This is a genomic window from Aggregatilinea sp. (assembly GCF_036822615.1).
In the GTDB taxonomy this organism is placed as follows: Bacteria; Chloroflexota; Anaerolineae; order Aggregatilineales; family Aggregatilineaceae; genus Aggregatilinea.
Map to the genome: position 1 here is coordinate 1 of NZ_DAISHJ010000052.1, position 20,879 is coordinate 20,879.

Below are 20,879 nucleotides of genomic sequence, written 5' to 3' on the forward strand. Positions count from 1 at the left end.
CACGGCTTCGCGGGACCGTTCGGCGGCATGTTCGACGCGCCGCACGGCGCGGTTTGCGCGGCGTTCCTGCCGCACGTGATGCAGGCTAATGTAGACGCGATCCGTGCCCGCGCCGCCGACACCGATCTGCCCGCCCGCCTGGACGAGATCGCGCAGATCGTCACCGGCGATCCGTCCGCCGCCGCCGAAGACGGCGTGCAGTGGATCCGCGACCTGTGCGCCGCGCTGCACATTCCGCCGCTGCGGACGTATGGCATCACCCCGCCAGACTTCCCGGCCCTGGTCGAAAAAGGCCGCGCGGCCAACTCGATGAAGGGCAACCCGCTGGTGCTCACCGATTCTGAACTCACCGACATTGTGAAAGCAGCTTATTGACCATGAAACGCTGGCAAGCCGATCTCGCCCTGGCCTTCGTCGCCCTGATCTGGGGCTCGACCTTCGTTGTCGTCAAAAACGCACTCGACACCGTCGGACCGCTGACTTACGTCGCGTGGCGGTTCTGGCTCGCCTCGATCCTGCTGGTCGCGTTGTTCGCGCGCCGCCTGCGGGGCATCCGCCGCGAGGAAATCCTGGCGGGCGGATTGATCGGCGTGTGGCTGGCACTCGGCTACATCTTCCAGACGGTCGGCCTGAAGACGACCACCAGCGCCAAAGCGGGGTTCATCACCGGGCTGAGCGTCGTCATCGTGCCGCTGCTGGCGACGGTGCTGCTGCGGCGCCCGCCGGGACGCAGCGCGATTCTGGGCATCATCGCCGCGACGATTGGCCTCGGCTTCCTCTCCCTCAACAAGAATCTGAACGTGCAGGAAGGCGACCTGTGGGTGCTGGCCTGCGCGATCGCCTTCGCGCTGCACATCGTTTCCGTGTCGCGCTTTTCGCCGCACGCCGATCCGATCCGGCTGTCCGTGGTGCAGATTGCTGCCGTCGCGCCCATCGCCACCATCGCGGCGTTCGGCTTCGAGACGCCCAGCCTCGATCTGCCTGCCGCCACGTGGGGCGCCATCGCATTGACCGGCGTCGCGGCCACGGCGCTGGCGTTCGGCATCCAGGTTTACGTGCAGCGCTTCACCACGTCCACCCACACCGCGCTGTTGTTCAGCCTGGAGCCGGTCTTCGCGGCGCTGTTCGGCTGGTGGTGGGCCAGCGAGTCGCTCGGCATGAAGGAGCTGATCGGTTGCGGGCTGATCCTGGCCGGGATGCTTGTCGCAGAGCTGGGTGATTCGGAATCCGTCGATGCCGCGCCGGAGCCGCTGCCGGAGCTCGCGCTCACGTCGAGCGATTGACGCTGACCGGGTAACTCGGCTTTTTCGGACGGGCGATGCGTGCATCGCCCGTTTTCATCCCTCTACCGCCCCTGCCGTCCCGTCCACAACTCCATAGAGGCGTAGGTCCACAATGCTCCGCTCCATGCCCGCGAGTTTTGCTCTTCGCTCAGCCCCAACCGCCAGCAGCGAACCACCTGCCTGCTAGTGCCTTCCGCGTCAGTGAAACGTGACGATCTACGGTATTAGCACCCCCCTTCGCCCGGTACACTTAGGGCGTGAACAAATGCACAAAAGGTGCGTTTTGGACAGGCGTACTGCCTGTTTAATGGGTGAGGATGAATTCTATGTCCGAAGATCCACGAATTTTAGAGTTGCGCGCCATGCGCGAGCGTACCCGCCTGGGCGGCGGACCCGATCGCATCGCGGCGCAGCACTCGAAGGGCAAGCTGACCGCCCGCGAGCGGCTCGACGCCCTGCTCGATCCCGGCACGTTCAACGAGCTGGAACCCTTCATCACGCACCAGGGCGATGAAGCTGGCATGGCGACGGAAAAATACATGGGCGAGGGCGTCATCACGGGTTACGGCCAGATCGAAGGGCGCACCGTGTATGTGTATGCCCAGGACTTCACGGTCTATGGCGGCACGCTCAGCGAGATGCAGAGCCACAAAATCTGCCGCGTGATGGACCTCGCGCTGCGCAACGGCACGCCGATCATCGGCCTGATCGATTCCGGCGGCGCGCGCATTCAGGAAGGCGTGCGCAGCCTGGGCGGCTACGCCGAGATCTTCCGCCGCAACGCGCAGTATTCCGGCGTCATCCCGCAGATCAGCGTCATGCTCGGCCCGTGCGCGGGTGGCGCAGCCTATTCCCCCGCGCTGACCGACATGATCATCATGGTCCGCGAGCAGTCGTTCATGTTCCTGACCGGCCCTCAGGTGATCAAAACCGTCACGGGCGAAGAAGTCGATAACGAACACCTGGGCGGCGCAGAAATTCACACGGCGGTCAGCGGAACGGCCCACCTCGCCGCCGCGTCCGAGCACGAGGCATTGATGATGTGCCGTCAGGCGCTCAGCTACCTGCCCTCAAACAATATCGAAAACCCGCCGTTCTTCCCGCCCACCGACGATCCGCTGCGCATGGACGACACGCTGAACAGCATCGTGCCGATCGATCCCGGCGTACCCTACAGCATGCACGAAGTGATCCGGCGTGTCGTCGATGACGGCTCATTCTTCGAGCTTCAGCCCGAATTCGCGCGGAATGCCATCGTCGGCTTCGCGCGCATCGGCGGGCACAGTGCCGGGATCGTCGCGCAGGAGCCGAGCATCATGGCGGGCGTGATCGATATCGACGCTGCCGACAAAATCACGCGCTTCGTGCGCATGTGCGACTGCTTCAACGTGCCGCTGGTGACGTTCGTGGACTCGCCCGGCTTCCTGCCCGGCGTGGACCAGGAGCATCACGGCATCATCCGCCACGGTGCGAAGGTGCTCTACGCCTATTCCGAGGCGACCGTGCCCAAAATCAGCGTGATCACGCGCAAGGCCTACGGCGGCGCGTACGTGGTCATGAGCAGCAAGTACCTGGGCACGGATGTCAACTACGCCTGGCCCAGCGCCGAGATTGCGGTCATGGGCGCGGAAGGCGCGGTCAACATCATGTTTGGCAAAGAGATCAAAAAAGCCGAAGACCCCGACGCCGAACGCGCCCGGCTGGCCGAGGAATACCGCACGCGTTTCAACAATCCCTACCACGCCGCCAGCGCCGGATACGTGGACGACATCATCGAGCCACGCGAGACGCGCGCCAAGCTGATCGCGTCGCTGACCGCGCTGCACGACAAGTATTCGCCCGCGCCGCCGCGCAAGCACGGCAATATCCCGGTGTAAGGGGGCCTCTATGGGCGAAAATCTGGTTGACGCACTCGAAATCACCGTTATCGGCATGACGCTGGTCTTCGGCGCGATCTTTCTGCTGTGGGGCGTGATGTCGCTGCTGGTTCGCCTCACGGCGGACGGCCCCGAAGCGGAAGAAGAAGCGCCCGAAGCCGAAGCTGTTGATGCCGGTACCGATCGCAAACGCCGTGCTGCCGCTGCTGCTGTCGCGGTGGCGCTGGCGCGCGAGCACGATCACACTTTACCCCACGCCTTCCCCATCCCGCCCACGCCCATCGTCAGCGCGTGGCAGGCCGTGATGCGCGGTCGGCAACTCAAGCAGCGAGGTCCGATTCGATGAAAGTGACCGTCAAGATCGATAACGAGATCTTCGAGGTGGAAGTGGGCGACCTGACCGCGCGGCCAATCTCGGCCAGCGTGGGCGGCCAGCGCTTCGAGGTCTGGCCGGAAGAAACCGCCGCGCCTGCCAAAGCCGCCCCCGCCGCGCGCCCGCAGACGGGGCGCATCCCCAGCACGCCGAGCGTTCTGCCACATCCCGAGGTTAGCAACCCCCCGACCGCCGCCAGCGCCAAGCCGAATCCCCCAGCGGCAGCGCCCGCCGCGACCAGCACAGCCAACGCGGTCCACGCGCCGATCCCCGGCGTGATCGTGTCGCTCGCCGTGTCGTCAGGCAGCAGCGTCGAGGTCGGACAGGAGTTATGCGTGCTGGAAGCGATGAAGATGAAAAACGTCATCCGCGCCCCGCGCGCAGGCTCGATCGCCTCCGTGCACGTGGCAACGGGCCAGCACGTCAAGCACCGCGACCTGCTGTTCGAATACGCGGACTGACCGCGTAAAGGCCGTTCAATGGATCTTTCCGAACTTATACCTGAACTCACTAAGGGCTTCTCGCACTTCACGCTCGGCAATGGCGTGATGATCGCCGTGGGTCTGATCCTGGTGGCGCTGGCCGTGGTCAAGGAATACGAGCCGGTGCTGCTGCTGCCGATCGGCTTCGGCTGTATCCTCGCCAACATCCCGCTGACGGGCATGACCGAAGGCCAGGGCCTGTTCGCCGTGCTGTACAAGGCCGGGATCAGCAACGAGTTGTTCCCGCTGTTGATTTTCATCGGCGTGGGCGCGATGATCGATTTCAGCCCCCTGCTGGCGCAGCCCAAAATGGTATTGCTGGGCGCGGCGGGCCAGTTCGGCATCTTCGCCACGCTGATCCTGGCGACGCTGCTGGGCTTCCCGATCAACGAAGCGGCCAGCATCGGCGTGATCGGCGCGATCGACGGGCCGACCTCGATCTACGTGGCGAGCAAACTCGCTCCCGCGCTGCTGGCTCCGATCGCCGTCGCCGCCTACTCGTATATGAGCCTCGTGCCGATCATTCAGCCGCCGATCATGCGCGCCCTCACGACCAAACAGGAGCGCAGCATTCGCATGGAATACTCGCCGCGCCCGGTATCGCGCCGCGCGCTGGTGCTGTTCCCCATCGTGGTCACGATCGTCGTGGGGCTGCTCGTGCCGGAAGCCACCCCGCTGATCAGCATGCTGATGCTGGGTAACCTGCTGCGCGAAAGCCGCGTGGTGGAGCGGCTGAACCTCAGCGCGCAGAACGAGATCATCAACATCGCCACGTTGTTCCTGGGCATCACCGTCGGCTCGACGATGGGCGCGGGCAGCTTCCTGAACCTGGACACGATCCAGATTCTGGTGCTGGGCCTGCTGGCCTTCGCGCTGGATACCGTCGCCGGGCTGCTGTTCGGCAAGCTGATGGCGCGCATCAGCGGCGGCAAGATCAACCCGCTGATCGGCGCAGCAGGCATCAGCGCGTTCCCGATGGCCGGACGCCTTGCGGCGCAGGTCGCGCAGGACGAGGACTTCGAGAACTTCATCCTGATGCACGCGATGGGCGCCAACACGGCGGGACAGCTTGGCAGCGTTATGGCGGGCGGCGTGCTGCTCACGCTGGCGCTGAGCGTCCTGTAGCAGTTCCAAAGCCACCATCAAAAACGGGCGGATCGCTTTCATCCGCCCGTTTTGTTTTCAGTTCCACCTCTATCGCAGCACGACACAGCCGCGCGCTTCGAGCGCGCGCATCCACTCCGGCACCTCTGCCACCTTATTCCAGCGCAGATCCAGTTTTTCGAGCCGGTCCAGAGTCCCCAGGCTGGCGGGCAGCGCGCGCAAACGGTTTCCGCGCAGATCCAGCATCACCAGAGTCTTCAAGTTCCCCAGCGTCTCCGGCACGGACGCCAACCGGTTGTTGCGCAGGTCCAGCTCGGTCAGCGCGCCCAGATCCCCGATCGTGTCTGGCAGCGCGACCAATGCGTTATTGGACAGCGCCAGTTTGCGCAGGCTGCGCAGCCCCCCAATCGACGCGGGCAGCGCTTCGAGCGTGTTGTGCATGGCGTGAAGCTCGCGTAGATCCCGCAGGTTCCCCAAAGAGTCCGGCAGCGCGGCCCGACGGTTGTTGTAAAGCCGCAGCTCAACCAGCCGCGTCAGACTGCCCAGGCTTTCCGGCAGCGCGGTGAAGTCGTTATCGGTCAGGTTGAGATATGTCAGCGCGGATAGGTTTCCGAACGAGTCCGGCAGGGCAGACAGGTGATTGTTACTGAGGTACAGCACCGACAGGCTGCGCAGCTTCCCGATCGACTCCGGCAGCGCGACCAGTGCGTTGTGGCCGAGATCGAGAATTTCGAGCCGCGCCAGATCCCCGATCGCGTCCGGCACGGTGATCAGGCCGTTGTCGTGCACGTACAACTGAGTCAGGCAATCGAAGGTGCCGATCCGATCGTCCAGACGCCCCAGCGGATTTTCGCCCAGAGACAGCACTTCAAGCCCGCGCAGCCGCCAGAATGAATCCGGCAGTGCAGCGATCCGATTGGCGCGCAGATTCAGTTCGGTGAGGCCGGTCAGCCGCCCGGCGGACTCCGGCAGCGCCGTGAGCCGGTTCTCGTCCAGGTGCAGCGTTTCGAGCGCGGCCAGATCTCCGATCGAGTCCGGCAGCCCCGTGAGGTCGTTTCCGGTCAATTCCAGGCGGCGCAGGGATCGCAGCGCGCCCACCGACTCTGGCACGGCGCGCAGTTCGCAGCGGCGCACGGCCAGCCCCGCGATCTCGCCCTCATCAATGCCGCACACGACGGGCCGCGTATCCGCCGCAAACTCGTTCCACGGCACACATGGGATCGACTCGCCGGGCGCGAGGCAGCCTTCCGCTTGCAGCGTCAATGCCCATTCACGCAGCATTTCCTCACCGATCATTGCCGATCTCCCCTCCAGACCAACGCGGCTGGATCGTAACACAAAAATGGGCCGGGGAGTGCCCCGACCCATGCATCACATCTGCTCTACAACAAAGCCCGAGAGACCCAGCTCACAGCTTCGCCAGCAGTTCTTCCAGCCGATCCCAGCTTTCCTCGGCGCCGTCCGACATGCCGGTTGAGAGCATCCCGTCACGATCTTCGACCGACTGATAAACTGAGGTGTCGATCACGCGAGTTTTGCCGTCATGCTCCTCAAACTCGATGGTTTCCAGCAGGATATGGCCCGGCATCGGCTCGTACTCGAACGTGTATACCAGCCGCTCCGGGGCTGTGACCTCATGGTAGACGCCGCGAAAGGCGTGTTCCTCACCGTCCGCATTGTGCTCGATGAAGCGCCACAGGCCGCCCATTTTTAGCTCCAGCTTCTCAACCACGGTGGTCGTGTTTTTGAGCCCCCACCACTGCGCGACGAGCGCCGGATCGGTGCAGGCTTTGAACACCAGCTCGCGCGGGGCGTCGAAGTCGCGGATCATACGAATGTCGAGCTGTCCAGGTTCAGCGATCAGATTCAGCTTACTCATTGTTATGCTCCTCGTGCTGTAATCTTTCGAGAAGATGATCCAGGCGCTCGTAGCGCTCCTCCACTGCACGCCGGTAAGGTTCCAACCAGGCGTCCACTTCGGCCAGCGGCTCCGGTTGCAGCTCATACCAGCGCCGCTGGGCATCCTGGCGCACGCTCACCAACCCGGCCTCGCGCAGCACCCGTAGGTGCTTCGACACACCGGGCTGGCTGGTCTGAAGCAGATCGGCCAGCTCGCCCACCATACGTGGCTGCTCGCGGATCAAGTCGAGAATGCGCCTGCGCGTGGGATCAACCAGCGCTTGAAAGGTTGCGTTCATATGTTTAATATATCATATCGGTTATATAACTGTCAAGTTATATAACAAACTCACTAAAGGTTGCTCAAGCAGCAATCTGAGGTAATTCATCAACAGCCAAACTAAAAAACGGGCCGGAGAAAGCGCCCCGACCCGTCCAGTATGCCCACTCATGTCCCGGCGACCGCGCCGGAACTCAGGTATCGTGATGCAGTTCGCGCTCCATGCGCTTGATGCGCCGCTCCGCCCGCCACTTGCTCCACGTCCCAACGATGCCGTTGGGCAACACCATCACCGAGACGATAAACAGCACGCCCAGGAACAGATCCCACTGCTCCGCGATGTTGATTGTGGTCGATCCCATCGTGATCGTCTTGTCGCGCAGGTACGATTCGCCCAACTCCAGCCCCAGCGTGCTCAGCACCGGGCCGACCAGCGTGCCCAGCCCGCCGATCAACGTATAGAGCAGCGGCAGCACGGTGTAGTTCAGGCTGAGCAGGTCCGGTTTGACGCGCTTGTCGGTGCTCCACAGCACGAACAGGATGCCCGTCAGCGTGGCGATCACGCCCGCGAACGACATCGTGAGCAGCTTGTAGCGCACCGTGTTATAGCCGATGGTCCGCGCGCGGTCCTCGTTCTCGCGGATGGACAGCATCACCCGCCCTGCAGGAGAGCTGAGGTAGCGCCGGATCGCCAGGAACACCAGCACGAAGAACACCAGCGTCAGGCGATACATGAACAGGCGGCTGCCGTCAGCGGTTGGCGTGGCATTGAGCGAGTCCGGGATGATGTCGCGCACCACGAGGCCATCTTCCGCCCCGGTATAGTTGCGGAACGTGCCGCTCTTCGCCAGCACCCAGAACATCTCGGCAAACGCCAGCGTGAACATGGTGAAGTACACGCCCTTCAGCCGCAGCGTCACCAGCCCCGCGATCAGGCTCAGGCCGATACTGGCCACAATCGCCAGTAGCACCGCGACGTAAAACGACATGCCGTCGATCTGCGAGATGAGCATAAACGTCACGTAGCCGCCCACGCCAAAGAACAGCGCGTGCCCGAACGAGATAACCCCGCTGTAGCCGAACAGCAGGTTATAGCTCATCGAGAGCGACGCCAGCAGCAGCGACTGGGCCATGATGCTCTGCCAGAACACCGAGTCGCCCGTGGGGCGCTGCGGCGTGACTTCCGTATCGGTCATCTGCGCGATGATGTTCGGGAAGCGCCACAGCAGCAGCACGGCGATGATGTACAGCCAGTTGTCGAGCAGCAGACGCGCCAACCCATCGAGCACGCCGCGCAGCGCCGGATTTTCGATCTTATTGATCGGCGTATAAACGTAGCGGTCGATCATTCTACCTCCCGCCCGAACAGGCCGCTCGGCTGGACCAGCAGCACCACGATCATCAGCAGCAGGATCGACGTTTCGGCCATCACCGGCGCGTCGAAGTGCGCCAGCGAAAGCTGCTCCGCGACGGCACGCGTCAGCCCCACGATGAAGCTGGCGATGGCCGTGCCCTCATAGCTGCCCATGCCGCCGATCACGACGACCACGATCGCCAGAATCAGGAACTGCTGCCCCATCTCCAGCGTCGCGCCCTGGTAGGGCACGATGGCGATCCCGCCCAGGCCCGCCAGCGCCGCGCCGATCACGAACACGAGTGTGAACACCAGCCGCACGTTGATGCCCAGCGCCTGAACCATCTCGGCATCCTGCACGCCCGCGCGGATGATGATCCCGATCCGCGTGCGGTTCAGCAGAATGAACACGCCCACCATCATCGCCAGTCCCAGCGCGATAATGAACAGGCGGTAAACGCTCTGCGTCTGGCCGAACAGCGTGAACGTGCCGTCCAGAAAACTCGGCGGAGCGAGCGGCTGGCGTGCCTGCGGCCCATACGCGCGCTCGACAAGGTCGCCCAGCACCGCCGCGAGACCGAAGGTCAGTACGATCTGGAACACCGGGCGTTTATAGAGAGGCCGGATCAGCCCCCACTCGATGACAGCTCCCATCAGGCCCGTCACCACCACGGCGCTGATGATCGCCGCGAGGAAGCTCAGCTCGACGCTGAGGCCCACGCTGTCGTAGACCTGATAGCCGACGTATGCGCCCACCAGCAGGAACGATCCCTGCGCGAAGTTCAGCACGTCGAGCAGCCCAAAAATCAGCGACAGGCCGGACGCGACGAGGAAAATCAGCATCCCCAGCAGCACGCCGCGAAACAGCGTCTGCCCGGCCCCGTTGATCCCGAAGTCCGCCAGACTGATGATCACGATGGCGGCCAGATAGATGCCCACCAATCCCCACGACCGGCGGTGCGCCGGAGACAAGCGTGCGAAGTAACTACCCATAATCGCCTCCGCCCTACGCCACGCCCAGATAGGACGTAATCAACTGCCGGTCCGCTACCAGATCGGCCACCTTGCCCGCGTGCACGGAAACGCCCTCCTCGATGATCACGTACCGCTCGGCGATCTGGCTCGCTACCTGGAAATTCTGCTCGACCAGCAGCACGGTCGTCGAGGCCGAAAGCTGCCGGATCGCATCCATCATCTGCTCGATCAACACGGGAGCCAAACCTTCGCTCGGCTCGTCGATCAGCAGCAGGCTGTTATCGGGCACGAGCGCGCGCGCAATCGCCAGCATCTGCTGCTGCCCGCCGGAAAGGTTGCCGCCCGGCAGGCTGTACAGGCGCTTGAGGTCGGGGAACAGCCCGAAGATGAAATCCGCCTTACGGTCCAGGTCGCCCTTTTTGCGCTCGGCAATGATCAGGTTCTGTTCCACCGTCAGGTCGCGGAAGATGATGCGCTTTTCCGGCACATAGCCGATGCCCATCTGCGCGATCTTGTGCGGCGCGAGGTGGTGAATAGGGGTGCCGTGGAACACGATCTCGCCCGTACGGGGTGCGTTCAGCCCCATGATGCTGCGCAGCGTCGTCGTTTTGCCCGCGCCGTTGCGCCCCAGCAGCACCGTGATGCTGCCGCGCGGCACGTCCACCGTCACGCCTTCGAGAATATGAAACTCCCCGATGAACGTGTGAATGTTACGAACTTCGAGAATGGACTCTTGAGACGCCGCGCTCATGACTCTGCCCCCTGCACCAGATCGGCAAAGTCGCCGTACAGCTCGCCCAGATAAGCCTTCTGAACCGTCTCGTTCCGTGCGATTTCGGCGGGCGTGCCTTCGGCCAACACCTCGCCCTGGTGCATCACGGTGATCTGGTCGGAGGCGTTCATCACCACGTTCATGTTGTGCTCGACGAGCATAATCGTCTTGTGTCCTTCGCGGCGGATGCGCTGGATCATCTCCATCAGCGCGGGGACCTGCTCGGTCGCCATGCCTGCCGTCGGCTCGTCCAGCAGCAGCACTTCGGCGTCGGACGCCAGCAGGATCGCCATTTCGAGTTTGCGCTGGTCGCCGTGCGGCAAAATCGCCGCCGGGACAGCCGCCTTATCGCTCAGGCCCACCTGCTCCAGTGCGCCCATCGCCGTCGCCGTATACGACTTAAAGTGCCGGTAGTGCCACCACACTTTGAAGCTGTCACGGCCCAGTGCCTGGGCCCCCAGCCGCACGTTTTCGAGCACGGTCAGGTTCGGGAAGATATTCGTGACCTGGAACGAGCGCCCCAAGCCCAAATGAACCCGGCGGTGCAGCGGCGTCGCCGTAATATCTTGGCCCTTAAACAACACCTCGCCCTGAGTCGGACGCAGGTTGCCGGTTAATAAGTTGAACAGCGTGGTCTTGCCCGCGCCGTTCGGCCCAATGATCGAATGCAGGTCGCCGCGTCGCACGCGGATGTTCACGTTTGCCACGGCCACCAGCCCGCCGAACTCTTTGCGCAGGCCCCGGCCTTCAAGAATGATGTCTTCAGACATAAGCCTATCCAGTTGGATGAATGGGGGACGCACGGGCTACGTCCCCCATTATGAAACAGGTCAGAACACTACTCTGCGGCGCGCTCGGCGAGCGGCGTGCAGTCGAGCGTGTCGCTGCTGCGATCCGCACCGGACTCGCACGGCGGGGCCGCGTCTTCAGCCGACACTTCCGCGATCAGTTCGTAGTACTTGAACGCATCTGGCTGCGCATCGATCAGGCGAACGACGTACATGGGCATGAGCGCCTGATGGTCCTCGGCACGCATGGTGTATTCGCCCTTCGGGCCTTCCCAGGTGATGCCTTCCAGCGCCGGGATCAGGTCGTCGGGCAGGGTCGAGCCGCCAGCAGCCTCGATGCCAGCCGCGAGGGCCTGCGCCGTGGCGAAACCGCATTCCGTGAACAGGTCCGGCTCTTCGTTGTAGCGCTCTTCGTGCTGCTTGACGAGCCAGTCGTTGACTTCGTTGTCCGGCAGGGTGTAGTGGTAGACGATCAGACCGACGTTGCCGACCTGCGAATCGTCCACGAAGGAGCTGACGTCGTCGTTGGAGCCGAAGCCGGTGATCAGCACGGGCTTGTCTTCATCGACGCCGATGCCCGCTTCGGACATCTGCTGGAACAGGTTGATCGAGGACGACCCGGCCCAGGTCACGATCACGCCGTCCGCGCCGGAATCCACGATTTCCTGGATGTACGGGCCGAATTCGGTCGTGTCGGTCGGGGCGAAGATCGCGTCCTGCACGAAGGTCGCGCCCTTGGTGATGAACGCGTAGTTGAACGCTGCCACCGAGCCGTAACCAAACGCGTAGTCGGGCGCAAGCTGGATGTAGTTCGGGCCGACGTTCTCGACTGCCCAGGAAGCGATGTCGAACGCGTCGTGGTACGAGTTACGGCACGCGCGGAAGGTCGTCGGCTCGAAGAACTCGCCGGTGATGCGCGGGTCTGCCGCCGGGCCAGCCATCAGGATCACACCGTATTCAGCGGCTACGCTGACGAGGCCCTGCGTCACGCCGGAGCTGGGAGCGCCAACGAGCACTTCCACACCTTCGACTTCGATCAGCTCGCGCGCCTGCTGCGCCGCCTTGTCAGCATCACCCGCATAGTCGCGCACGACGATCTCGACCGGACGCCCGGCGATCTCAAGCCCGCCGTCCGTCGCGTAGTCCAAACCGAGCGTGAAGCCGTTTTCCAGTTCCGCGCCGTAGAGCTGCAGCGCGCCGGTCAGGTCGGTGATCAGGCCGATCTTCAGCGTTTCGCCGTCTTGAGCCTGAACCGAACGGCTCACCGGTGCGGCGATCATCGCCAACACCAGGATGGGGAGAAGAACAAGAGAGAGTTTACGCATCTGAAAAGCTCCTTTTATGGGTATCTTTGAGCAGTCAAACCGGATGATCGAGCGTCGAACAGGACCATCTCTCATCTATTGCGGATCGTTTATTTGAATTGCGCCTCCTTCAAAATTCTGACTGCATCGCTCATAACTCCTCCTCGGAGAAAAACAACAGGGTTATCGCGGCGTCAGGCCGATTCTGCCGACTGTGCGGCCTGCTCGCGTAGTTCGCGCTTCAAAATCTTGCCCGCCGACGAGATCGGCAGCGCGTCGATGAACGCGACCGACTTGGGGACCTTGTACCCGGCCAGCCGCTCGCGCAGGTAGCCGATCAGCTCGTCCTCGGTCGCGCTCGCGCCCGTCTTCAGCACCACGTACGCGCGGCCCACCTCGCCCCATTTCGGATCGGGCACGCCGACAACAGCGCATTGGTGCACGGCGGGGTGGCGGTACAGCGCCTGCTCGATCTCGGTCGGATAGACGTTTTCGCCGCCAGAAATGAACATGTCTTTTTTGCGGTCCACGATGAAGAAGTACCAGTCTTCGTCGCACTTCGCCATGTCGCCGGTATGGAACCAGCCGTCTTCATCCACCACTTCGGCCATCGCTTCCGGCATGTTGAAATAGCCGGAGCAGAAGGACGGGCCGCGCAGCACCAGCTCGCCCACTTCGTTCGGGCCGAGCGGCTGGTTGTTTTCGTCCACGACGCGCGCATCCACGAAAAAGTTGGGCCGTCCGATGCTGCCCGCCTTGCGGATGGCATCTTCCGGCGCAAGCGCGAAGATGCCGGGGCCAAACTCGGTCATGCCGAAGCCCTGCTTGAAGCGCACGCCCTTCTCGTCCGCAAACTTCTCGACCAGCGTCACCGGCAGCGGCGCGCCGCCGCTGGTGCAGAAGCGCAGGCTGCTCAGATCGGCCTGATCCCAGTTATTCGCCTGGGTCAGCATCTGGTACATGGTCGGCACACCCGCAAAGAAGTCCGCGCGGTATTCTTCGATCAGGTCCAGCACCTGTGCGGGGTCGAAACGCCGCAGCAGGATCACCGTGCCGCCCACGATCATCAGCGGCATGGTGTACACCAGCAGCCCGCCCGTGTGGAACATGGGGAACACGTTCACGGTCGTGTCGCCGGGCAGGATGTCGTGAATCACGGTGTTGAGCGTATTCCAGACGATCATGCGGTGGCTGATCTGCGCGCCTTTTGGCACGCCGGTCGTACCGCCGGTGAAGATCAGCGCCACGATGTCTTCTTCGGTGATGCTGTCGTCCGTCACCGGCGCCGGATCGCCTACCCGGATCGCGTCCTCGAAGCGCACGCTGCCGGGCACGCCGTCGCCCTCGATGTGCAGCAGATGCGTCACGCTCGGCGTTTCGCCAGCCGCCTGCAGCACGTTGTCCTTGAAGTCGTCAGAGAAGATCATCAGCTTGGGCGTCGTATCGGCCATCACCTGCACCAGCTCGCGCCAGTGCATGCGCCAGTTGAAGCACGCCAGAATCGCGCCCAGTTTGCCGCAGGCGAAAAACGCGTCTAGGAACTCGACGCCGTCCAGCGCCACGATCCCGATCCGGTCGCCCTTGCGCACGCCGACCTCATCACGCAGCCAATTGGCGAGCCGATTGGCGCGCTCGTTCATCTGTTGGTAGGTGTAATGCGGGCGGTCGGCCTTGCCCGCATCCACGACCGCCAGCCGGTCCGGCGTGTATATCGCGCGTCGAGCCAGCGTGTCCCCGATGTACATCTCGATCCCTTCTTCCTCAACGAGACGGGCAATTCGTGAATTGCCCCTACGATTGTCCTGACCGTTACGCCGTCCAGATAAACGCGGAGGCGGCCATCGTATAACCCGCGCCGCTGCCGCAGAACACCACCAGATCGCCCGGCTGCGGGCCAGCGCCTTCCACCACCGCGTCGTCGAGCGCCATCGGCATGCACGCCGAGCCGGTATAGCCCCACTTGTCCATGATGGTGTGGGTCTTCTCGTGCGGCAGGCCCAGGTCGTTCATCACGTATTCGATGGTGCGCAGGTTGAGCTGCGTGAAATAAATCTTGTCGATCTCGTCCACGGACCGCCCGATCTTCTGCATCAGCGCGCGGATCAGCGGCGGCCAGCCCTTGTTGTTCGTGTCGGGCGGGAAGCGCTTGCGGATTTCGAGCACCTGGCGCGGCGAGTCCGGCCCACCCGTCGGCGCGACCGTGCCGCCGATGAACACGCCCATGTAGTCGTGGAACGCGCCGTCAGCGTGCATATTGCCGCCCAGCCAGCCGGGTTTATCCCCCGCGCGCAGCAGGACCGCGCCTGCGCCGTCGCCAAACAGCGTACAGGTGCGCTTATCGGTCCAGTCCACGTAGCGTGTCATGCCATACGCGCCGACCACGAGCACGTTGTTATAGTCCGTGTCGGTGGCGATGTAACGGCTGGCCTGATCCAGCCCGATCACCCACGCGGCGCACGCGCTGTTCAGGTCGAACGTGCCCGCGTTGCTCGCGCCGAGCTTGTACTGCACTACCGACGCCGTGCCCGGCGAGACGTAATCGGGCGTGTCGGTCGCCAGGATGATCAGGTCCAGGTCTTCCGGGCCGACGCCACCGCGTTCCATCGCTTCGAGCGCGGACGCCACGGCAAGATCGGACGTCACTTCGTCGTCCGCGATCAGCCGCCGCTCGCGGATGCCCACGTTGTCGATCAGCCACTGATCTACCGACTCACCCAGCAGCGGCTCAAGCTCGGCGTTGGTCATCACTTTTTCGGGCACGTACCGCCCGGTGCTGACGATCTGCGCAAAACGCGCCATAGGTCGTTGTCCTCGTCCGTTACGCGCCGCGCTGCAAGTGCGCGTGCAGCAGGGCATTAAATTCAGCGGGTTTTTCGATGTAAGGCGTGTGTCCCGTGCCCTCGATCACTTCCTCGCGGAACGATCCGCCGCGCGCGGCGTACTGTTCCAGCACGGCGCGCGTCTGGCTCACCATGGGCTGCGGCGGGAAGACATCCTCGCCGGGATAGCCCGGCACAGCGCCGAGTTTGCCCAGCGTGCCGAAGTCGAACAGCGACATGTCCGACACGATCTGGTCGTCGCTGCCGCGCACCCACAACACAGGCGGCTTGGGATCGGCGGCGTACAGGCCCTCGACCGGCGCGGCATACTTCGCCGACATCGCGTTGATCGGCCCCCACACGCCCGGCGCGACGTTCGGCCAGTTCTCAGATGGCACAAAATCGCCGGGGTACTGCTCCGGCCCGACGTGCTCCGACAGCAGCGACGAGAGCAGATCTTCTTCGCGCGCAGGCACGAACGGCGGCTTCCAGTAGAAGCTGTTCATCACGATGCGCGGGGACGCCTGCGGGTTATCCGCTGCGCGGTTCCCCTCGCCCATCAGCCGCGCGAAGTCGGGGTTGACCGTGCCGCCGCCCGATCCGGCGAAGTCCGGCTGCGTCGGCTGGCCGTCGAGGCCCTTCGAGCCGCCGAAACCAAACGGCGAGCCGGGATCGACCTGCGTCACGGTGATCAGCCGTTCGGGAATGTCCATCATCATCTGCCAGATCACCGCGCCGCCGAGCGAATGCCCGACCACATGCGCCTTGTCGATGCCGAGCGTGTCCAGCAGCGCGCGCAGATCGTCGGAAAAGTCGCGCATGCCGCGTCTCGCGTCAATCTTCGCGGCGCGATCCGCGCCGCCATAGCCGCGCAGGTCGGGCGCGATGCCCCGGAAGCCCTCTGGCAGCGCCAGCATAACGTCTTCCCAGAACGTCGCGGAGGACGCGTTGCCGTGCACGAACAGCACCGGCACGCCGTCGTCCGGCCCGGCGAACAGCACGCGCGTGCTCAGGCGGTCGGTGATGATGGTCTTGGCGGTAATATCCGGAAGCGTCGGAACGCTCATCGTGTTACCCTCGTTGGTAAATGGTCGAAATGGCAGTTTTCGTAGGGGCGTATTGCGATACGCCCCTACACGATCCACGCATCATTGACTCTGCAAAAACTCGGTGATGATCCGGTTCGATTCCTCCGGCTTTTCGATGTTGAACAGGTGCCCCGCGCCCTCGATCACCACGAACTTCGCGTGCGGCCACTGCAGCGCGATCGCCTCGCTGTTGGCAGGCGGCGCGACCTCGTCGTGCTCCCCGACCAGCAGCAGCACCGGCATCGGCGGCACGAAGTCCGCGATATAGTCGGCGGCGAAGTACGCCAGCCCGGCCTGGCTGTGGCGCAGGTAGAGGTTGGGCGTCTGCTGGCTGTTGAAGCGCATGTCGATCAGTTTGCGGAACCCTTCAGGATCGCGCGTCTCGAACCCTTCGGCAGCGGCCACGCGCGCGCCGTTTTTCACCAACTCCAGCGGGTCACCGGAGCGATCCTGCAAAAGCTGCATCGCGCGCGGCGACGGCATGACCACCTGCGGACCCCAGTACAGCGTCGAGGCCAGGATCAGTGACTGGATGCGCTGCGGCTGCTTGCGCGCCATGAACAGCGCGATCCCGCCGCCCAGCGAATGCCCCAGCACATGCGCGCGCTCGATGCCCAGGCCGTCCATCAGGCCCAGCGCGTCGTCGGCCATCATGTCGATCGTGTACGGGATATCCGGCTTGTCGGAATCGCCCACGCCCCGGTTGTCGAACGTCACCACGCGGAAGTGCTCGGCCAACGGCCTCACGTTGCGCCACCACGCCTCGTGCCACTGCCCGACGCCGTTGATCAGAATCAGCGTCTCGGGGTGGTCCTCACCGTGGATTTCGTAATAGAGCGTGATGTCGTTTGTCTTCACTTTTGGCATAGCTGCCGTCCTTATTCACAAGAAGCCAACCCGCCCGCGACTGTACGTTCAAAACCCTGTCAATTGCTGCGGTGTGCCTCTCAAAAGCTCTCAGACCGTGCCGTACTGCCGCACGAGTTCTTTTTTGTCGATCTTGCCCGCGCCGGTCTTGGGCAGCGCGTCCACGAACACCGCCGACTTGGGCACTTTGTAGCGCGCCAACCGCTCGCGCAGGAAGTCAATCAGGTCATCTTCGTCCAGGGCTTGTCCCGGTTCCACGACGACGACCGCGCGCCCCACCTCGCCCCACTTGTCGTCCGCCACGCCGATTAGCGCGGCCTCGTGGATGGCGGGATGGCGGTACATGATGCTCTCGACTTCCGCCGGGTAGACGTTTTCGCCGCCAGAGATGATCATGTCCTTCAGCCGCCCGACGATGGTGTAGTAGCCCTCGTCGTCACGGATGGCGAGATCGCCCGTATGCAGCCAGCCGTCCACGATCGCCTCGGCGGTGGCCTGCGGATTGTTCCAATAGCCCGGCGTGACGTGCGGCCCCCGGATCAGCAGCTCGCCCGCTTCGCCCGGCGCCGTTTCGGAGCCATCCCCGCGCACGGTCTTCACGTCCACGTGCATCAGCGGGAACCCGACCGCACCCGGCTTGCGGCGCACGTCTGCTTCGGGCAGCCAGAAGGTGTTCGGCCCGGCTTCGGTCAAGCCGTAACCCGTCTTGAAATCCACGCCCTTGTCCCAGAAGCGCTCGAAAATCGGCAGCGGGCACGGCGCGCCGCCGCTGATCACCAGCTTGAGGCGGCTGAAGTCGGCGTCCGCCCAGCGTGGATGCTGCTGCATGACGGTGAACATGGTCGGCACGCCGAAGAACAACGTCACGTCGCCGGACGCAAACAGGTCGAAGGTCTGGTCCGCGTCGAAACCGCCGCACAGAATGCTCGCGCCGCCCGCATGGATCAGCGGCAGGGTGAAAACATTCAGCCCGCCGGTATGGAACAGCGGCGAATTGAGGATCGCGCAGTCGTTCTGGTCCAGCCCCCAGCTCATGACGGTGTTGATGCTGTTCCACGTAATGTTGCCGTGCGAGAGGATCGCGCCTTTCGGCAGACCGGTCGTGCCGCCCGTGTAGCAGATCACCCACGGCGAATCCCAGTCGAGGTCGGGGCGCGGCGCGGTCAGCGTCTCGGGATAGTCGTCACGGTCGGCAAACGCGCAGTCATCCGGCGCGGCCTTGTCACTCATGGCAACGAAGTAGTGCACGCGCGGGATATCGGCGCGCATGGTATTGACCTGCTCGACAAACTCGGAGGAATAGACCAGCACGTCCGGCGCGGCATCGCAGATCAGATCGACCAGCTCCGGCACGGCCAACCGCCAGTTGAGGTTTTGCAGCACCGCGCCGATCTTGCCGCACGCCATCCAGATGTCGAGGTAGGCCATGCAGTTCGCGGCGTAGACGGCCACGCGGTCGCCGGTCTGAACGCCGAGCGCGCGCAGATAGTTAGCGGTCTGGGCGGCCTGGGCGTTCCAGGCCGCGTAGGTATAGTCCCGCCCGGTGAGCGTATCGCGGATCGCCAGTCGATCCGGCGAAAGCTGCGCCCGCCGGTGCAGAAAATCGGTAATGAATAGAGACTTTTGATTCATTTGGCTGCCGGTAGTCTAAACTATTTCAGCAAAAAAGAATGGTAGAACGGTAGGGGCAATTCATGAATTACCCCTACAAACAATCAACGTACTGAACTACATCACCAAGCCGCCGTCCACACTGAGCACGGTCCCGTTGATGAACGAGGCTTCTTCGCTCGCCAGCATCAGGTAGCCATACGCAATATCTTCCGGCTCGCCCAGGCGGTGCACCGGCGTGCGCTCGTTGAACATTTCGAGCACCTTCTCCGGCATGGCCTTCACCATGTCCGTGGCGATGAAGCCCGGCGCGACCGCGTTGGCGGTGATACCCTTCGGCCCCAGCTCGCGCGCCCAGACACGCGTCATGCCGATCACGGCGGCTTTGGTCGCCACATAGTTGGTCTGGCCGAAGTTGCCATAGAGGCCCACGATCGACGACGTGCTGATGATGCGCCCGTAGCCGCGCTCGACCATGTGCGGCGCGACGGCCTGCGTCATGTTGAACACGCCCTTCAGGTTCACATCGATCACGCTGTCGAACTGTTCTTCGGTCATCTTGACTAGCCGAGCGTCACGCAGAATGCCCGCGTTATTGCACAGAATGTCGATCTGGCCGTACACCTCGATCACCTTCGCCACCAGTTCCGCCACCTGCTCGCGGTTGGTGACGTTGCAGATCGCGGCCATCGCCTCACCGCCCGCCGCCTTGATTTCCTCGACGGTCGCGTCGGCCTTGTCCTGCGTCACGTCGATCACGACGACTTTCGCGCCTTCCCGCGCAAAGCGCAGCGCGATCGCCTTACCAATGCCCTGCGCGCCGCCCGTCACCAGCGCCACGCGCCCCTTCAGCATATCTGCCATTGGTCCCTGCCTTTTAATGCTTTAGTCCAGACCCCAAAAAAATCAGCCCCACCGGAAAGCGGTGGCGCTCCATGTATACCCTGTTCCGGCTCCGGCCAGCACAATCAGGTCGCCCGGTTTGATCTTGCCCTGCGCCAACCCAAGCTCCAGCGCCAGCGGCTGATCGACGCTCTGAATGTGGCCGTAATCCTGCAAGTAAACCGACTGCTCCGGCGTCAGCCCGACCGCGCCCAGGATCTCGCGGTAGAACGAGGCCTTCATGTGCGTGATACCCAGGAAGCGCAGATCCGCCAGCGTATAGCCGCTCAGCTCGATCGCCTCAGTGATCACTTCCACGAAGCGCCCCAGCGACACCTCGCCCAACCGCTCGCCCATATAGTCGGCGTTCTGCACGTCCAGCCGTCCGTGCAGCGTGCCCATCTCCGACGGCAGCAGCGCGATGCCTTCTTCGGCGGGCGTCATGACCACCGTATCGGCCAGCGTACCGTCCGTGCGGATCGAGGACTCCAGCACAAGGTTGCGATCCAGCCCACGCTGGAACAACAGCGCGCCGCCGCCCGCCCCAAAGTTGAACATGAAGCGCGTGCGCCCGTTGCTGAAATCGATCAGGTCGTTTTCGCGGCTGGCGCTCACCAGCAGCACATTTTGCAGGCGCGGATCGAGCCGCATCATGTCGCGCACGGCCTTGTACGCGATCGGCGCGCCCGCGCACAGCGCGTACATCTCGAAGGCTGCCGCATTCGTCGCGCCCAGCAGGTTCTGGATCTTCGACGCTGCCGACCACACGATGTGATCTTTGTATTCGCTGCCGTGATAGACGATCAGATCTACGTCTTTGGCGTCAAGGCCCGCCATATCCAGCGCGCGCTGCCCGGCCTGACTTGCCATCGCGGTCACGGTGTCATCCGGCCCGGCGAGGTGCACCTGATGGATGCCCATCTTGTCCAGCACGACGAATTCGGGCAGGTCCGCGCGGGCAGCGATTTCCTGCCCGGTGAGCACCGTCGATGGAATATAAATGCCCAGGCCCGCGATACCGATCGGGGGGAGTTCGATTGAGGTCATGAAGTTGTCCAAAGTGGCTCAAAGAACAAAATACACTCTTGTTGACTTGAGCTTACAAAGGGCCAGTTACGCGC

At 63.5% G+C, this 20,879-nt stretch carries 20 protein-coding genes and 1 pseudogene; 6 read left to right on the forward strand and 15 right to left on the reverse strand.

Annotated elements, in window-relative coordinates; translation table 11 throughout:
- The 6 genes and pseudogenes from V7116_RS14865 to V7116_RS14890 all read left to right on the forward strand — a co-directional run.
- A pseudogene (locus V7116_RS14865) lies at nucleotides 1-375 on the forward strand (iron-containing alcohol dehydrogenase); the annotation flags it as partial.
- 2 nt (nucleotides 376-377) lie between these two features.
- Entirely contained in the window at nucleotides 378-1,283 is a 906-nt protein-coding gene (locus tag V7116_RS14870; RefSeq protein ID WP_324392730.1) for a DMT family transporter, read from the forward strand.
- 326 nt (nucleotides 1,284-1,609) lie between these two features.
- Nucleotides 1,610-3,160 carry an acyl-CoA carboxylase subunit beta gene (locus V7116_RS14875; RefSeq protein WP_324392731.1) on the forward strand — a complete coding sequence of 517 codons (1,551 nt, stop codon included), beginning with the start codon at nucleotides 1,610-1,612 and terminating at the stop codon, nucleotides 3,158-3,160.
- 10 nt (nucleotides 3,161-3,170) lie between these two features.
- Nucleotides 3,171-3,506, forward strand: coding sequence for an OadG family protein (locus V7116_RS14880; protein ID WP_324392732.1), 336 nt, complete (start codon nucleotides 3,171-3,173; stop codon nucleotides 3,504-3,506).
- Nucleotides 3,503-3,994 (forward strand): biotin/lipoyl-containing protein, encoded by a 492-nt coding sequence (locus V7116_RS14885; RefSeq protein ID WP_324392733.1) that lies wholly within the window; start codon nucleotides 3,503-3,505, stop codon nucleotides 3,992-3,994. Before V7116_RS14880 ends, V7116_RS14885 begins: the two co-directional genes overlap by 4 nt.
- A gap of 18 nt (nucleotides 3,995-4,012) precedes the next feature.
- Entirely contained in the window at nucleotides 4,013-5,140 is a 1,128-nt protein-coding gene (locus tag V7116_RS14890; protein ID WP_324392734.1) for a sodium ion-translocating decarboxylase subunit beta, read from the forward strand.
- Between the two features lie 69 nt (nucleotides 5,141-5,209).
- Here the strand turns inward: V7116_RS14890 and V7116_RS14895 are convergent, their stop codons facing one another.
- The 15 genes from V7116_RS14895 to V7116_RS14965 all read right to left on the reverse strand — a co-directional run bounded on the left by V7116_RS14895 (nucleotide 5,210) and on the right by V7116_RS14965 (nucleotide 20,805).
- Entirely contained in the window at nucleotides 5,210-6,415 is a 1,206-nt protein-coding gene (locus V7116_RS14895; protein ID WP_324392735.1) for a leucine-rich repeat domain-containing protein, read from the reverse strand.
- A 112-nt stretch (nucleotides 6,416-6,527) separates the two neighbouring features.
- Nucleotides 6,528-6,998, reverse strand: coding sequence for an SRPBCC family protein (locus tag V7116_RS14900; RefSeq protein WP_324392736.1), 471 nt, complete (start codon nucleotides 6,996-6,998; stop codon nucleotides 6,528-6,530).
- Nucleotides 6,991-7,317 (reverse strand): ArsR/SmtB family transcription factor, encoded by a 327-nt coding sequence (locus V7116_RS14905; RefSeq protein WP_324392737.1) that lies wholly within the window; start codon nucleotides 7,315-7,317, stop codon nucleotides 6,991-6,993. The genes V7116_RS14900 and V7116_RS14905 overlap by 8 nt, the downstream gene beginning before the upstream one ends.
- Before the next feature lie 175 nt (nucleotides 7,318-7,492).
- Entirely contained in the window at nucleotides 7,493-8,647 is a 1,155-nt protein-coding gene (locus V7116_RS14910) for a branched-chain amino acid ABC transporter permease (RefSeq protein ID WP_324392738.1), read from the reverse strand.
- Nucleotides 8,644-9,645, reverse strand: coding sequence for a branched-chain amino acid ABC transporter permease (locus tag V7116_RS14915; protein ID WP_324392739.1), 1,002 nt, complete (start codon nucleotides 9,643-9,645; stop codon nucleotides 8,644-8,646). Before V7116_RS14915 ends, V7116_RS14910 begins: the two co-directional genes overlap by 4 nt.
- A 13-nt stretch (nucleotides 9,646-9,658) precedes the next feature.
- Nucleotides 9,659-10,378, reverse strand: coding sequence for an ABC transporter ATP-binding protein (locus tag V7116_RS14920; RefSeq protein WP_324392740.1), 720 nt, complete (start codon nucleotides 10,376-10,378; stop codon nucleotides 9,659-9,661).
- On the reverse strand, nucleotides 10,375-11,169 hold the full coding sequence (locus tag V7116_RS14925) for an ABC transporter ATP-binding protein (protein ID WP_324392741.1): 795 nt from the start codon (nucleotides 11,167-11,169) through the stop codon (nucleotides 10,375-10,377). The genes V7116_RS14920 and V7116_RS14925 overlap by 4 nt, the downstream gene beginning before the upstream one ends.
- Before the next feature lie 68 nt (nucleotides 11,170-11,237).
- Nucleotides 11,238-12,512, reverse strand: coding sequence for a substrate-binding domain-containing protein (locus tag V7116_RS14930; protein ID WP_324392742.1), 1,275 nt, complete (start codon nucleotides 12,510-12,512; stop codon nucleotides 11,238-11,240).
- 173 nt (nucleotides 12,513-12,685) lie between these two features.
- Nucleotides 12,686-14,236 (reverse strand): class I adenylate-forming enzyme family protein, encoded by a 1,551-nt coding sequence (locus tag V7116_RS14935; RefSeq protein ID WP_324392743.1) that lies wholly within the window; start codon nucleotides 14,234-14,236, stop codon nucleotides 12,686-12,688.
- 64 nt (nucleotides 14,237-14,300) lie between these two features.
- Nucleotides 14,301-15,290 carry a 3-oxoacyl-ACP synthase III family protein gene (locus tag V7116_RS14940; RefSeq protein WP_324392744.1) on the reverse strand — a complete coding sequence of 330 codons (990 nt, stop codon included), beginning with the start codon at nucleotides 15,288-15,290 and terminating at the stop codon, nucleotides 14,301-14,303.
- Nucleotides 15,291-15,309: 19 nt separating this feature from the next.
- The gene (locus tag V7116_RS14945) at nucleotides 15,310-16,377 is read right to left on the reverse strand and encodes an alpha/beta fold hydrolase (protein ID WP_324392745.1); all 1,068 of its coding nucleotides are present in this window, start codon (nucleotides 16,375-16,377) and stop codon (nucleotides 15,310-15,312) included.
- 81 nt (nucleotides 16,378-16,458) lie between these two features.
- Nucleotides 16,459-17,265, reverse strand: coding sequence for an alpha/beta fold hydrolase (locus V7116_RS14950; protein ID WP_324392746.1), 807 nt, complete (start codon nucleotides 17,263-17,265; stop codon nucleotides 16,459-16,461).
- 90 nt (nucleotides 17,266-17,355) lie between these two features.
- Nucleotides 17,356-18,897: an acyl-CoA synthetase gene (locus tag V7116_RS14955; protein WP_324392747.1), complete on the reverse strand. Its 1,542-nt coding sequence runs from the start codon at nucleotides 18,895-18,897 to the stop codon at nucleotides 17,356-17,358.
- A gap of 96 nt (nucleotides 18,898-18,993) precedes the next feature.
- Nucleotides 18,994-19,740, reverse strand: a complete 747-nt coding sequence (gene fabG / locus V7116_RS14960) for a 3-oxoacyl-ACP reductase FabG (RefSeq protein WP_324392748.1) — start codon at nucleotides 19,738-19,740, stop codon at nucleotides 18,994-18,996.
- Between the two features lie 42 nt (nucleotides 19,741-19,782).
- Entirely contained in the window at nucleotides 19,783-20,805 is a 1,023-nt protein-coding gene (locus V7116_RS14965; RefSeq protein ID WP_324392749.1) for a 3-oxoacyl-ACP synthase, read from the reverse strand.
- Nucleotides 20,806-20,879 lie beyond the last annotated feature (74 nt).